Origin of the sequence: Halorubrum sp. 2020YC2 (assembly GCF_018623055.1) — an archaeon.
Taxonomy (GTDB): domain Archaea; phylum Halobacteriota; class Halobacteria; order Halobacteriales; family Haloferacaceae; genus Halorubrum.
Map to the genome: position 1 here is coordinate 1,869,533 of NZ_CP076019.1, position 13,089 is coordinate 1,882,621.

Annotated in this window: 9 protein-coding genes and 7 pseudogenes; 11 read left to right on the forward strand and 5 right to left on the reverse strand. The window is 68.5% G+C overall.

Features of this window, described 5'->3' with window-relative positions:
• The first annotated feature begins 67 nt into the window (after positions 1–67).
• Both KI388_RS09275 and KI388_RS09280 read left to right on the forward strand, forming a co-directional pair.
• Positions 68–1,642, forward strand: a complete 1,575-nt coding sequence (locus tag KI388_RS09275) for a lipopolysaccharide biosynthesis protein (RefSeq protein WP_215086373.1) — start codon at positions 68–70, stop codon at positions 1,640–1,642.
• Between the two features lie 112 nt (positions 1,643–1,754).
• A complete protein-coding gene (locus KI388_RS09280; RefSeq protein WP_215086374.1) occupies positions 1,755–2,702 on the forward strand; it encodes a succinylglutamate desuccinylase/aspartoacylase family protein in 948 nt (315 codons plus the stop codon).
• Between the two features lie 56 nt (positions 2,703–2,758).
• Here KI388_RS09280 and KI388_RS09285 read toward each other — a convergent pair.
• The 3 genes and pseudogenes from KI388_RS09285 to KI388_RS09295 form a co-directional block, all read right to left on the reverse strand.
• Positions 2,759–3,135: pseudogene (locus KI388_RS09285) on the reverse strand (DUF5811 family protein).
• Between the two features lie 93 nt (positions 3,136–3,228).
• Positions 3,229–3,774 carry a pyruvoyl-dependent arginine decarboxylase gene (locus tag KI388_RS09290; protein WP_215086375.1) on the reverse strand — a complete coding sequence of 182 codons (546 nt, stop codon included), beginning with the start codon at positions 3,772–3,774 and terminating at the stop codon, positions 3,229–3,231.
• A 512-nt stretch (positions 3,775–4,286) separates the two neighbouring features.
• A pseudogene (locus KI388_RS09295) lies at positions 4,287–5,495 on the reverse strand (proteasome-activating nucleotidase).
• Positions 5,496–5,791: 296 nt separating this feature from the next.
• Between KI388_RS09295 and KI388_RS09300 the strand changes: the two are divergent.
• A pseudogene (locus KI388_RS09300) lies at positions 5,792–6,326 on the forward strand (HalX domain-containing protein).
• 38 nt (positions 6,327–6,364) lie between these two features.
• Here the strand turns inward: KI388_RS09300 and KI388_RS09305 are convergent.
• Entirely contained in the window at positions 6,365–6,649 is a 285-nt protein-coding gene (locus KI388_RS09305; RefSeq protein ID WP_215086376.1) for an amphi-Trp domain-containing protein, read from the reverse strand.
• A 98-nt stretch (positions 6,650–6,747) separates the two neighbouring features.
• Between KI388_RS09305 and KI388_RS09310 the strand changes: the two are divergent.
• Positions 6,748–7,145 (forward strand): annotated as a pseudogene (locus tag KI388_RS09310) (hypothetical protein).
• Positions 7,146–7,154: 9 nt separating this feature from the next.
• On the opposite strand, the pseudogene KI388_RS09315 reads toward KI388_RS09310, so the two are convergent.
• Positions 7,155–8,233: pseudogene (locus KI388_RS09315) on the reverse strand (aminopeptidase).
• 131 nt (positions 8,234–8,364) lie between these two features.
• Here KI388_RS09315 and KI388_RS09320 point away from each other — a divergent pair.
• The 7 genes and pseudogenes from KI388_RS09320 to KI388_RS09350 all read left to right on the forward strand — a co-directional run.
• Positions 8,365–9,153 (forward strand): annotated as a pseudogene (locus KI388_RS09320) (M48 family metalloprotease); the annotation flags it as partial.
• A gap of 5 nt (positions 9,154–9,158) precedes the next feature.
• Positions 9,159–9,606: pseudogene (locus tag KI388_RS15580) on the forward strand (hypothetical protein); the annotation flags it as partial.
• A gap of 235 nt (positions 9,607–9,841) precedes the next feature.
• Entirely contained in the window at positions 9,842–10,672 is an 831-nt protein-coding gene (locus KI388_RS09330; protein ID WP_215086377.1) for a surface glycoprotein, read from the forward strand.
• Between the two features lie 53 nt (positions 10,673–10,725).
• Positions 10,726–11,733, forward strand: coding sequence for a hypothetical protein (locus KI388_RS09335; protein WP_215086378.1), 1,008 nt, complete (start codon positions 10,726–10,728; stop codon positions 11,731–11,733).
• Between the two features lie 103 nt (positions 11,734–11,836).
• The gene (locus KI388_RS09340; protein ID WP_215086379.1) at positions 11,837–12,226 is read left to right on the forward strand and encodes a hypothetical protein; all 390 of its coding nucleotides are present in this window, start codon (positions 11,837–11,839) and stop codon (positions 12,224–12,226) included.
• A gap of 65 nt (positions 12,227–12,291) precedes the next feature.
• Positions 12,292–12,594 carry a hypothetical protein gene (locus KI388_RS09345; RefSeq protein ID WP_215086380.1) on the forward strand — a complete coding sequence of 101 codons (303 nt, stop codon included), beginning with the start codon at positions 12,292–12,294 and terminating at the stop codon, positions 12,592–12,594.
• Positions 12,595–12,841: 247 nt separating this feature from the next.
• The gene (locus KI388_RS09350; protein WP_215086381.1) at positions 12,842–12,994 is read left to right on the forward strand and encodes a hypothetical protein; all 153 of its coding nucleotides are present in this window, start codon (positions 12,842–12,844) and stop codon (positions 12,992–12,994) included.
• Positions 12,995–13,089: the final 95 nt, after the last annotated feature.

The window sequence follows — 13,089 nt, forward strand, 5'->3', positions numbered from 1 at the left end:
GCTCGGTGTCGACGACGAAACGCGTCCCTTTTTCCGCGGGATCGCGACCGAACGGGCAGAGACGACCGTGGAGGACGAACCCGACGGAACGGCGAGCGACTCCGACGCCGCGACCCCCGACGGCGACGCGATCCCCGACGACGAGCGCGAGGCGCTGGAGACGATAGCGCACGGCGCCGTGCTCACCTCCGGCGGGGTCGCCGGCCAGCGGGCGCTGATCGCGGCCACCGAGTTCGCGCTGACGCGCGGGCTCGGCCCGACCGCCTACGGTGTCTACGCGCTGGCGTGGCGGATCGCACAGCTTCTCTCACGGCTCGTGACGTTCGGTAGCGTCCCCGCCATCCAGCGTTACCTCCCGGAGTACGCGGGGGACTCGAATCGGCAGGGCGCGGTGGCCGGCCTCGCGTACGCGACGACGGTCGGGTTCGGCGTCGCCATCGCGGCCGGGGTCTGGCTCGCGGCGCCGGCGATAAACGCCCGCACCGTCACCGAGCCGGCGTTCGCGGGGACGATGCGCGCGTTCGGCGGGCTCGTCGGCGCGCTCGGCGTGGTGATGGTGGCGTCCGCGCTCTTCCGCGCGGTCGGGTCGGCCCGCGGCGAGGTCCTCTTCAACAAGCTGTTGCGCCCGGGCGTCAGGCTCGTCGGCGCGCTCGGCGCGCTCGCGCTCGGCTACTCCGTCGTCGGCGTCGCCGGCGCGATCGTCGCCGCGACCGCGGCGCTCGCGGCGGCCGCAGTCCCCCTCTCGGCGTCCGTCACGGGCGTCCGCCCGTCGCTCCGGGGCGCCCGCGCGGAGGCCCGACGGTTCTACGACCACGCGGCCCCGGTCGCGATGAGCAGCCTCGGGAAGGTGTTCCAGAACCGCGTGGACGTGCTGCTCGTCGGCGCGCTGCTGACGGCGACCGCGGCGGGCGTGTACAACGTCGTCCTCGTGGTGATCTCGGTGGCGTGGATCCCCCTCCTCTCTTTCAACCAACTGCTCCCGCCGGTCGCCTCCGACCTGTACGCGAGCGACCGGACGGCGACGCTCAACGAGGTGTACGGCTCCGTCACGCGGCAGATCGTCACGACGGTCACCCCGATCCTCGCCGCCTTGGCGGTGTTCGGGCGGGAGATACTCGGGCTGTTCGGCGCCCCGTACGTCGCGGGGTACGTCCCCCTCGTCGTCTACCTCGGCGGCGTCTTCGTGGGGAGCGCCGTCGGCGCGACCGGGTGGCTCCTGATGATGACCGACCACCAGTACGCGCGGATGGCGCTCGACTGGCTGCTCGCGGCCCTTAACGTCGGGCTGACCTACACGTTCGTCGCGCGGTACGGACTCGTCGGCGCCGCGCTCGGCACGTCGCTCGCGATCGCGGTCCAGAACGGGATCCAAGTCCTCCTCCTGCGCCGATTCGAGGGGCTGTGGCCGTTCGACCGCACGTTCCTCCCGCCGCTCGCGGCCGGGGTCGTCGCTGTCGGCGCGATGTACGCCGTTCGGACGCTCCTGACGGGGCTCGCGGCAGTTCCCGCGGGCGTGGCGGTCGGACTCGCCGCCTACGCGGCGTCGCTCTCGGTCCTCGGCGTCGACCCCCGCGACCGCTTCGTCGCGCGCCGGCTGGCGCGGCGGTACCGGGTCGCGCTCGCGGAGCGGTTCGGGCGGTGAGCGGCGGCGTCCCGCGGGCGCGGGCGGCGAACCGACCTGCGGGCGCGGGAGGCGAACCACGGTCGACCGCGGACCGCGACGATTTATTGCCGGACCGCGACGTACTGACAGTATGCAAACGATCGACCGCGACTCGGCGGGGTCGGCCCGCGTCGCGATCGTCGGCGGGATCCACGGCGACGAGCCCGCCGGCGTGCGGATAGTGAGGCGCCTCGCGGACGAACTCGACCCCCTCGACGCGGCCGGCGACGACGGGACCGCCGACGGCGACGGTTCCGGCAATGCGGGGTCCGGAGGACTCGTCCGGCTGATCCTCGCCAACGAGCCGGCCATCGAGGCCGGGACGCGCTACACGGACGCCGACCTCAACCGGGCGTTCCCGGGCGACGCCGACAGCGACGAGTACGAGCGGGCACTCGCGCCGCGGCTCACGGCCGAGTTGGAGGGGTTCGACGCCGTGCTCGCGCTCCACACCTCCCACAGCGCGCCGCCGCCGTTCGCCATTTTCAGCGACCTCACGGAGTCGGTCCGCCGCACGGTCACCGGGCTCCCGGTCGACCACGTCGTCGACGCGAGCGGGCTGCGGTCGACGACGCTCGACTCCACGATCCCCCACACAGTCTCCGTAGAGGTGGGTCGTCAGGGCAGCGAGGAGGCCGTCGAGTTCGGCTACGAGGCGTGTCTCGCCTTCCTCCGTGTCCACGGCGCGCTCCCGGACGAGCCGCCGACGTTCTCGGAGACGGTCGTGGCGAAGGGCAGCGAGGAGGTGCCGAAGGGCGGCGGCGAGCCGCACGTCCACTTCGCGAACTTCGAGGCGATCCCCGAGGGCGCGGTGTTCGCGGAGGACGACGTGTACACCCACCGAGTCGAGGAGCCGGGTGTAGTCCCGATCCTCGCGAGCGAGGACGGGTACGACGACATCTTCGGCATATACGGTCGCGTCACCGGCGTGGTGAAACCGCCGGGCGAGGGCGACCTGCGGGTGTACCCGCGCGGCGAGGGGGACGGGAACGGCGACCGAGACGAGCGTCGCGACTCGGGAGCGGGCGGGAACGACTGAGAGAACGGCGCGAACCGACTTGCGCGCGCGGACCGACTACGTTTCGGCCGAGACCGTCACTTCGCGGTCGGCGTGATGTCACCGACGGCGTCCATCACCTGGACCGCCGCGCTGGCGGCCAGGCCGCGGGCGACCTCGTCGGTGTCGGACTCCGCTATCCCGGCGTCCAAGTCCTCCGGGTCGGGGTGAAGCCAGCCGAGACGGGGTGGCCGGCCGGAGGGTTGACCGCGACGGTCGCCTGCGGGCCCTCGGCGCCGACGGACAGCTCGGAGCCGACGGCGTAGCTGTTCGGGAGATACGACTCCGTGCGCGATACGATTCCGGCGACCGCGCGCCGAAGCTGTCGTTCCTGGTCCGGAGAGAGGTCGACGGCCGCGGGCGAGCCCGCGTCCGTCACACCCGGTGCCCCGGCGTACGGGTTGTTGCCGTTCATTCGAAGACACGTCTCGTACGCGGAGCCGAGTCAAAAAGGCGTCGGCGGCGGCGACCGCGGGGCCGGCGCGCCGCGTCGCCCGTCTCGGGGGTCCTAGAGGATCGGCTCGGACTCGCCGTACGCGGCGATGACGACCGCCGTCGCGTACCGGTCCGGCTCGGCGGCGACCGTCTCGACGCGGGTCTCGCGGTCCGGAAGCTCCCAGTCGCGGAGGTCGGCGCCGGCGTCGAGGCCCGCCTCGATCCGCCCGCGGACGTCGTCGGCGTCCTCGCCGGTCACCTCGTAGAAGAGCCCCGGTCCGGGACCGGTCGCCCAGCCCAGCCCCGCGACCGCGTCGGGGTGGCGGCGGGGCGCGCGCTTCGACTCGGCGCCCTCGGCGCCCGACCGCCCGCCCTCGCGGAAGTCCACCTCGTCGCCCGGCCCTATCGTCCGACGCGCCTCGACGACGGTGAGCCGATTCCCCGCGGGACCCAACTCCGGCGCCTCCGGGACCGCCTCGACGGTCGCCTCGGCGGGGACGACGGAGGAGACCGCCACGAGGTTGTAGTTGTGGAGGTTCGCGTCCGCGAGCGCGGCGTCGTAGGAGGCCATCGCCGTGTCGGCGACCCCGACGCCGCCGGCGACGTGGATGGTGTTCATTGACGAAGAAGCGAGGGCGAGCGCGGTAAGGAGTTACGAACCCGACTGCCGCCGCCAGCAATATAAACCGCATATAAAAAGGCAGTGGCGCGTGCCTGCGAGCGGCCGCCCCCGGCGGCCGCGAGGAGCACGCGCGAGGGAGTCAGTCGCCGGAGCGAAGCGACGGCGACTGACGAGGCTGGGGAGGCGTGAGGTGCGGTCGCGGTGCTGTGCGGGCGGGACTCAAAGGGGCAGCCGCGAGGGTCGCGCAGACGACGTAAGCACCGCAGCGAGCAACGCGAGCGAGGAGCGCAGCGAGTGTGCGTGGCCCTCGCGGCTGGGGCTTTGGAGGTGGTCGCTATCGATCCACCGTTAATCATTTATAAACGAGCAACTGGGGCTTTGGCGGTGGTCACTGCCGATCCTCTGTCAGTTATTTATAACTGATCGGCTGAAATTCCAGCCGAGATAACCGATTGTACACTCCCTCCGAAAACCGAGACGTCGATCACGTAGTCGCCCCTGTAGTCGCCTCAGTACTGGTAGTTGATGACCTGCTCGTCCTCTTTGTCCGCGTCCTGAAGCTTGTCGCGGGCCTGCTCGAAGTCCGCCTGCGAGACCTCGGTGCGACCGTCGCGGATGGCGAACATCCCGGCCTCGGTCGCGAGCGACGCGATGTCCGCGCCGCTGTACCCGTCGAGGTCGCGGGCGACGACGCCGAGGTCGACCCCGTCCGCGACGTTCATGTCCTGCGTGTGGATCTCGAGGATGCGCTCGCGGCCCTCGGGGCCCGGCTCGGGCACCTCGATGAGGCGGTCGAAGCGGCCGGGGCGCAGGATGGCCTCGTCGAGCATGTCGAAGCGGTTGGTCGCGGCCATGATCCGGATCTCGCCGCGGTCGTCGAAGCCGTCCATCTCGGAGAGCAGCTGCATCATCGTCCGCTGCACCTCGGCGTCGCCCGACGTCTTCGAGTCCGTGCGCTTGGCCGCGACGGCGTCGATCTCGTCGATGAAGATGACGGCCGGCTCGCGCTCGGCGGCGAGTTCGAAGAGGTCGCGGACGAGCCGCGCGCCCTCACCGATGAACTTCCGGACCAGCTCGGAGCCGGCCATCTTGATGAAGGTGGCGTCGGACTCGTTGGCGACGGCCTTCGCGAGCATCGTCTTCCCGGTGCCCGGCGGGCCGTGGACGCCGCTCGGCGGCTCGACGCCGACCTTCTCGAACTGCTCGGGTTTCGGGGGTCCTCGACGGCCTCGCGGACCTCCCGGATCTGGTCGTCGATCCCGCCGATGTCGGCGTACTCGACGTCCGGGGACTCGGTGACCTCCATCGCCTGCGCCGGGAGTCGGTCTCGTCGTCGAGCACCTGCTGGACCGCGAAGGAGTCGTTGATCGCGACGCGGTCGCCGGGGCGGAGGTCCTCGTCGAGCCGCGAGGCGGCCTGCGTGAGCACCTCCTGGTTGTTGCCGTGCTGTTTGATCACGACGCCGTCGTCGGTGATCTCCTCGACGGAGGCGATGTACAGCGAGGAGGTCTTCAACACCTCGTTCTCGCGTTTCAGCTGTTCGACGTCGTCTTTCAGCTCGCCGCGGCGCCCTCGGCGTCCGCGAGCCGATCTTCCAGTTCCGTTCACCTGAACGATCCGCCGGAAGTGCTGACGGATCGCCTCCAGCCGCTCCGCGTCGCTCATCTCGGGTCGAGCTCCAACCGCGGGCGGTCGGGCAGTGAGGGGCTGTGAGACATTCGTTGTTCACGGATAGGACACGGGCGTAAATGTGCCTTTGGGTCACGGAGAGACCGTTGGGTCGGTGAACCGAGAACGCGGACGATCGCACGGCGGGAGTCGACGATCCCTCCGCGAGCGCCCGGGATCGCGATCGAACGGTCACGTTCGACACCTTCGGTATCAGTACTGATAACGGGGTGTCAACGTTTTAACGATGCGTGGACGAACCGAGTCGTATGGACGCACGAACGGCGGGCGGACGCGCCGGTCCGGCGCTCGCAGACCGCGAGACGCGGACCCGGAGGCCACGCCCATGAGCGGAACCCCGGACGCGACCGTCCTCGCGGTCGACGACGAGCCGGACCTCGCAGAGCTGTACCGGGTTCCGGATCGCGACCGGCGGCGAGGAGGCGATCGACGCGATGGACGAGGCCGTCGACGTCGTCCTCCTCGACCGACGGATGCCCGACATGTCGGGCCACGAGGTGTTAGACGCGATCCGCGGCGAGGGGTACGACGCCCGCGTGGCGATGCTGACCGCGGTCGAGCCGGACGTCGACATCGTCGAGATGCCGTTCGACGACTACAAGACGAAGCCGGTCACCAAGGAGGACCTGCTCACGCTCGTCGAGGTGCTCCTCCACCGCGCCGCGTTCGACGAGCAGAGCCAGGAGTTCTTCGCGCTCGCCTCGAAGAAGGCGGCGCTGGAGGCGGCCGGCACGACGAACTCCGACGAGTACGAGGAGCTGATCGATCGGATAGAGTCCGTCCGGCTCGAAGTCGACGACACGCTGGACCGCCTCTCCGCGCGCGACGCGTTCGTCGAGGTCCCCGGCGAAGTGCCGTAGCGCGGGACGCGACCGCCGACGGGCGCCGAGCGCGCCGACTACTCGATCTCTAACTCGCCGTCAGCGCCGCCGTCGCCGCCGTCTTCGTCCCACTCCAACTCGAACTCGACGCTCAGTTCGCCCGGTCCATCGGCCGGGCCTTCCCGCTCCGCTTTCACCTCGAAGGTCGGTCGCGCGGGCGGCTCCAGCGTCGTCGACTCGTCGCCGCGCGTGAGCGTGATCGCGTTGCCCGCGTCGAGCGAGTCCGCGACCGTCCGCAGGTAGGCGGCGATCTCCGCGCGGCTCCGACGGCTCTCCGACTTGAACAGGACTTCTTCTGGCATACGTCCCCGTACGCGCCCCGAGGGGATAAAACACCGCCGCGGCGGGGTGTCGACCCCGTTCCCCGGACCGTTTTGTGGCCCGCCCGAACTCACGCGCAATGTCCGTCCCCGACTCGCTCCGCACGGTCGTCGCCGTCGCCGTCTACTGGACGGCGATCGCGCTCGGGGGGAGGTCCTCCTGCCCGATCCGACGAGTCCGCTCGTCGCGGTCCCGGTCCTCGGCGGCGGCGCGGTCGTCGCGCACGCGGCGCGTACCGATCGACTGGTTCCGCTCGGCTACGCGGTGGGGACGATGTGGGTCGCCGTGCTCGCGCTGTCGATCGGCACCGGCGTCGTCGACGTCTTCGCCGTCCCCGACGGGCGGATCGCGCCGCTGGCGGACTACCCGGAGGCCTCCGCGGTCGGCACGGTCGGGCTACTGGCCGTCCTCGTCGTCGCGTACGGCGCGTTCGTCCGCCGGAACAGCGAACGCGGTGAATCCGCCGAGTCGGGGTAACGACCGCCCTCAGAACCCGTCCTCGAAGACGAACGTCCCGTTCCGCTGGACGACCTCGCCGTCGACCTCGATGACGGAGTCCTCGCTCATGTCGACGATCATGTCGACGTGCTCGGCCGATTCGTTGACGTCGTTCTCTCCGCCGACCGTCTCCGGGTACGCGGAGCCGACCGCCATGTGGACGGTGTCGCCCATCTTTTCGTCGAACAGCATGTTGTAGGTGAACCGGTCGATCTGGCGGTTCATCCCGATGCCGAGCTCCCGAGGTGCCGCGAGCCCTCGTCGGTGTCGAGGATGCCGGAGAGCAGGTCCTCGTTGCGCTCGGCGGAGTGGGAGACGACCTCGCCGTCCTCGAACCGCAGCCGGACGCCGTCGATCTCGCGGCCGTAGCGGTACAGCGGGAGATCGAAGTGGACCTCGCCGTCGACGCCGTCGCGCGTCGGCGCGGTGAACACCTCGCCGCCGGGGAGGTTCGCCTCGCCGTAGTCGTTGAGCGTCGAGTTGCCCGACACGTCGAGCGTGAGGTCGGTCTCCTCGCCCGACGTAATTCGGACCTCGTCGGCGTCGTCCAGAATCTCGACCATGTTCGACTGGAACTCGCGCTGTTCGTCCCAGTTCAGCGAGACGGCGTCCCAGACGAAGTTCTCGTACGCCTCGGTGCTCATCCCGGCCAACTGGGCGTGGCTCGCGGTCGGGTACTGCGTGAGACACCAGGTCTTCGAGAGCCGGGTGCGCTTGACCTCCTCCATCGCGCGGTTGTACGCGGCGTTGGTGTCGGGGTCGACGTCGGCGTCCTCGGTGGCGTTCGCGCCGCCGCGCGCGATGACGAAGACGTCGGCCTCCTCGTAGAGCGCGCGCCGGTGGCTCGGCTCCGTGAACTCCTCGGCGGAGCGCTTGAACGCGCGCTGGGCGCGCTTCGAGTAGTTGAGGTAGACCGGGTTGGCGCCGCGGTCGCCGCAGACCTCGTGGAGCGCGACCGCGAGGTCCTCGGCCTCCTTGGGCATCTGGATGACCACGTCGTCGCCCGACTCGATGCCGGTGGCGTGGTCGGCGATTATCTCGGCGTGTTCGCGGACGCGTGCGTCCATGTTCTCGAGTTTCGCGGCCGGGGAATTACCGCTTTTCCTTCCGGCGTGGCGGGTGGGGGAAGACAGCGACGGCGACCGCCGCGACCGCCCCGGCCGCAACGCGTTTGCCCCGCCGTCGCGTACTTTCGAACATGTCTCGGCTCGCGTTCCGCGCGGCCGCGGCGGTCGTCGGCGTCGCCCTGCTCGCCGCCTCCCTGACTGCGGCGCTGTTCGTCGCGGACCTGCTGCGCGCGGCCTGGGCCGCCCGCCCCGACCTCCCGGTCCTCCTCGCGCTGCTGGCCGCGGGCGCGCTCGGGTCGGCGTACCTCAGCTACCGGCTCGGCACCGCGCAGATCCTCGCGAACCTGCGCAGCGACCGCGTCCCCCGGGAGCGGGCGCCGGACCTCCACCGCCGGATCGACTCGCTCGCGGCCCGGATGAACGTCGCGCGCCCGGACCTCTACGTCACCGACGCGCGCGCGCCGAACGCGTTCGCGGTCGGCGGCGGGGAGACGGCGGCGCGCTGGTGATAGATCGGTCCCTGTTCCGGCTGCTCTCCCCGCGCGAGACGGAGGCGATCCTCGCGCACGAGTTGGCGCACTTGGAGGGGAACGACGGGTTCGCGATCGCGATGGCCGACGGGGTCGGGCGCTCGCTGGTGGGAATCGCCACGGTCGTCGCGCGCGCTCGCGCTCTCCGGACTCGCCGCCGCCTCGGCCTGGGTCCGCGGGCGACCGGGCGACCGCTCTGGCCCGTTCGCGCGCCTTCGCCGGGCGCTCGCGGGCGCGCTGTTCGGCGGGTTCGTCCTCGCGACGCTCGTCTCCCGGTCGCGGTCGCGGAAGCGGGAGTTCGCGGCCGACGACCGCGCGGCCGAGGTGACCGGCGACCCGATAGCGCTCGCGCGGGCGCTCCGCCGGATCGAGCGCGCGACTGAGCCGTCGTGCCGGTCGCGACCGCCGCCCTCGGATTCGCCCTCACGCCGGTCGGGCGCGGGTACACGGCGGTCGCGCTCGGCCTCCTCGCGTACCGCTACCGGGAGCCGACCCGCGAGCGCCTCCTCACCGCGCCGGGCCGCCGCGGTCGCCGCGCTCGCGCTCCCGGTCGCGCTCGTCGGCACCGCCGTATTCGAGACCGGGTCGCCCTCCCGGTTCGTCACCGGCCCCGCGAGCGCGGCGGTCGTCGCGACCGGCGTCGTCGCCGGCGTGCTCGTCGCCCGGCGGCGGTGGCTCGCGCTCGCCGGCGTGACGGTCGGCGTCGGACTGCTCGCCGCGGCGACGATCGCGGGCGCGCTCGGGGTCGTCGGGCTGGTGTTCGGGCCGCTCGCGGTGCTGTTCGGCGTCGTCACCGGTGTCGTGCCGTTCGGCTACGGCTACTGGTTCGCGCGGCCCGCGCCGGGGAGTCGGCCGGGCAGGCCGAGGCGGACGGCTGAATCGAAATCACCGCATATAACCGGTCTGCGCCGGTTTCAGGCGTGGCCTGAACCCCCGTTCAACACCGCCCCGAACTCGTTCAGCCGGCGAAATACAAGGACCGTAGAGGTACTCGTGTCGGTATCTCCAGCACGGAGTTCGTCACTATGACAGCGACACGCGCACGCTATCGATTCGTACAGTTGACGGAGGGACAGGTATGACGCGGCCCCGAGTACGCGCGGCCGCGCTGGCCGCGATCATGCTCGCGTCGATGGTCGCGGTCGGCGCCGGGTTCGCGGGGAGTGCGGCCGCAGAAGATCACACGATTGTAGTCTCCGACGACCCCGGAGACGGCCAATACGCGTCGATTCCGGCTGCCCTTGACGCAGCCGCACCCGGAGACACGATCTCCGTACAGGACGACCAAGTAATCACGTCCCCCGACAACAGAATTGTTGTCGATACGAACGCATCCGGAGCGTCGCTTGAGGGTGTGAGCATCGTCGCTGACGGCGATGTAACCGTCCGGTACGAACAGCCGGACGAAGAAGCACCGGGCGTGAATCCGGGTTATCCCACCTTCGACGTACAAGCTGATAATGTGACGATTTCCGGGTTCACCATCGAACTTGATACGAACGACGTCTACGACGGTAGCGAGCGCAGCGCGCAAGCGATCAAGGTCGGAGGGTTCCAGGCTTCTGGTGGATCCGGCGTCGAAGTTACTGATAACAACATCTCCTTTGTGGGAGCGGATAACGACAAGATCGCCACTACTGGTGTCGGCCTTATTGACCCGAACGAAGGAGGCCAGCTTGCTGGCGCGACGGTGTCGGGCAACTCCATAGAGGTATTCAATACCGGTTTGTTCGCATTCACGACTGATGACGGCCTAACTGGCGATTTCGACGTTTCAGACAACGAATTCCAGAACAACGGGGTTCAGTACCTCGATAACTCCGAGCAGGTAGATGGAGGTGCTGTCTTCGAAAAAAACAGCTTCAACAAGGCCGCGTTCCCAGTAATCCCGCAAATCTGGACGACGTAATCCACTCCTCAGTCCAGAGCGCTGTAGACAGCTCGCAGTCCGATGCGACCGTCATGGTCGACTCCGGCACGTACGCGGAGAACGTGACGGTCGACACCGGTGGGCTCTCTTTAGAAGGACCGAACGCCGGAACTCCCGGTCACGACGGCGACCGTGAGTCCGAAGCGACGGTGGAGGGTCAGGTCGTCGTGTCGGCCGATAACGTCGTGTTCGACGGGTTTGACGTTTCCCCGCCGAACGCGAGTAGCGGTGCCGAGGCTCTGCGAGTAAGCGATAGTACGGATAGCGTCATTGTTCGGAACAACGTTGTCCGTGACTTCAGTGAAGATGAGCTTCCGCAGTGGGAAGGCATAGACGGAATCAACGTCTTTGGGAATGACGCATCAGACGAAGTAAGTAACGTCACGGTCGCCGACAACCTCGTTGAAAAAGTATCTGGCCGCTCCACCGACGGTGGTGCTGCCGGTATTTCCGTCCAAGGTAATGTTGAGGGTGCGGATATCAACGACAACGTCGTGCGCGACATTGGTCAGGAAGATACTGCTTGGGCGTTCGGAATCGTCGTGCGAGGGACCGAAAACCACGGTGAAACTCCTAGCGAAGTTGATGTCATCGAAAATAACATCGCAACTGTTCAGTCGAACCCCACTACTGACACGGCCGGTGTCGGTCTTGGTATCGAAAGTGGAGATGAAATCGCAGTCACCTTCGAGGACAACACGCTGAGCAGTACCGAATATCTCTTAGAGGACAAGACAGCGACTGTCAATCTCACAGCCTTCGCTGACAGCAATACGCTTGACCGAGGAGTTCTGCTCGAAGAGGCACAAATCAGCGACGACACTCGAAATGTCGTCTTCAACAGCGTTCAGGACGGCTTGAACTCGGTCTCGGAAAACCAGACGATTTCGCTCTTACCTGGGACGTACGACAGTTCGGCCACCGTCGATACCGCGGGAGTGACGATCGAGGGACCGAACGCAGATCGAGACGGCAGTAGTGACACGCGGACTGCCGAGTCGATTATCTCGGACAAGTCGACATCGATGCGCCAAACGTGACCGTCTCCGGGATTCAGGCATCTCCCGGTACCGAGACATTCGAAGACAAACCGCTGCCGCAGTATACATCTCTGAGGGCGATGCTACCGTTGAGAACACGCGGGTGGCCGACTTCGGTGTCAACATTACCGAAATCGGTGTCAGTTCCGTTCAGGGGATCCATATCTACTCGGCAGACGCTGAATTGACCGACATCTCGGTCCGGAATAACGCCGTACACAATGTCAGTTACGACGGAAGCTCGCAGGCACCGGAAGGTGGCTTCGGGGATGATTACGGGAACCTCTATGGAGTTCACGTACAGGGTGAGATTAGCGATGCGGTAGTCCGCGGCAACTCGCTGAGTAACCTCCACTCAGACGGATACGTTCTCGGAGCAGCCGTGAGTGGCACAGGTTCGAACCCGGAGGCGACCCCGGAGAGCGTCACAGTCGAACGGAACACGTTCGAGGACCTTTCCGCTGAAGGCGCTCCGGCGACCGCTTCGTCGTGAGTAGTGACAGGGTGGATGTCAGTTCCCTCTCAATCTCCGGAAATACGTTCGAAACTCCTATCGCGGTGGCTAGTGGTGCCTCCGAGACCGTCAACGCCACGCTCAACTACTTCGGCAACACGACGCCCACCGTTCAGGGCGATGTCACCTACGACCCCTTCCTGACGGTCGAACCCGACGAGGTAGACGCCGACTCGCTCGACGAGACGACGCAGTTCGGGCACGACCTCGTCGTGCCCGCCGACGGCACGCCGCACTCGGTCGCGTTCCCGGCGCCGGTGAACGACACCGTCACCGAGGTGTTCGGTGCGTTCAACGGCACCGTCTACGCGTACGACGGGACGGCTGGGAGAGCGGCGGGGAGATAGCCGACCGGAACGTCGGCGCGCTTGACGCGTTCGTCGTCGAGGTCGACGAGGACGAGGCCGACCTCCGGGTCGTTTCGAATACGCGAGTTCGGACGCCCAGTACCCGACGAGCGCGGACCTCGGAACGGGCTGGAACTTCGTCGGCGCGCCCGACTCCGGCACGTCGAACGAGGCGTTCGACGTCACGACGACGGACATCGCGACCGTCTCGCACATCAACGCGGGCGCGGGGTCACAGCCCTACGGCGTGACCGCCACCGCGCCGTTCGCGACGAACCCGGACGACGTCAGCCCGTTCCAGGGCTACTGGGTGTTCGTGACCGACGACGGCGAACTCGGCGCGACGGTACCGGTCGGGCCGACGCAGTCGAACGAGGAAGGCGCGGTCGCGGGGAACTGACGCCATGAACGTCCGACACCTGCTCGGGATCGCGGCGCTGACCGTGCTCGTCGCCGGCCTCGTCGCGAGCGGGGCGGCGGTCAGCGGCGCGGCAG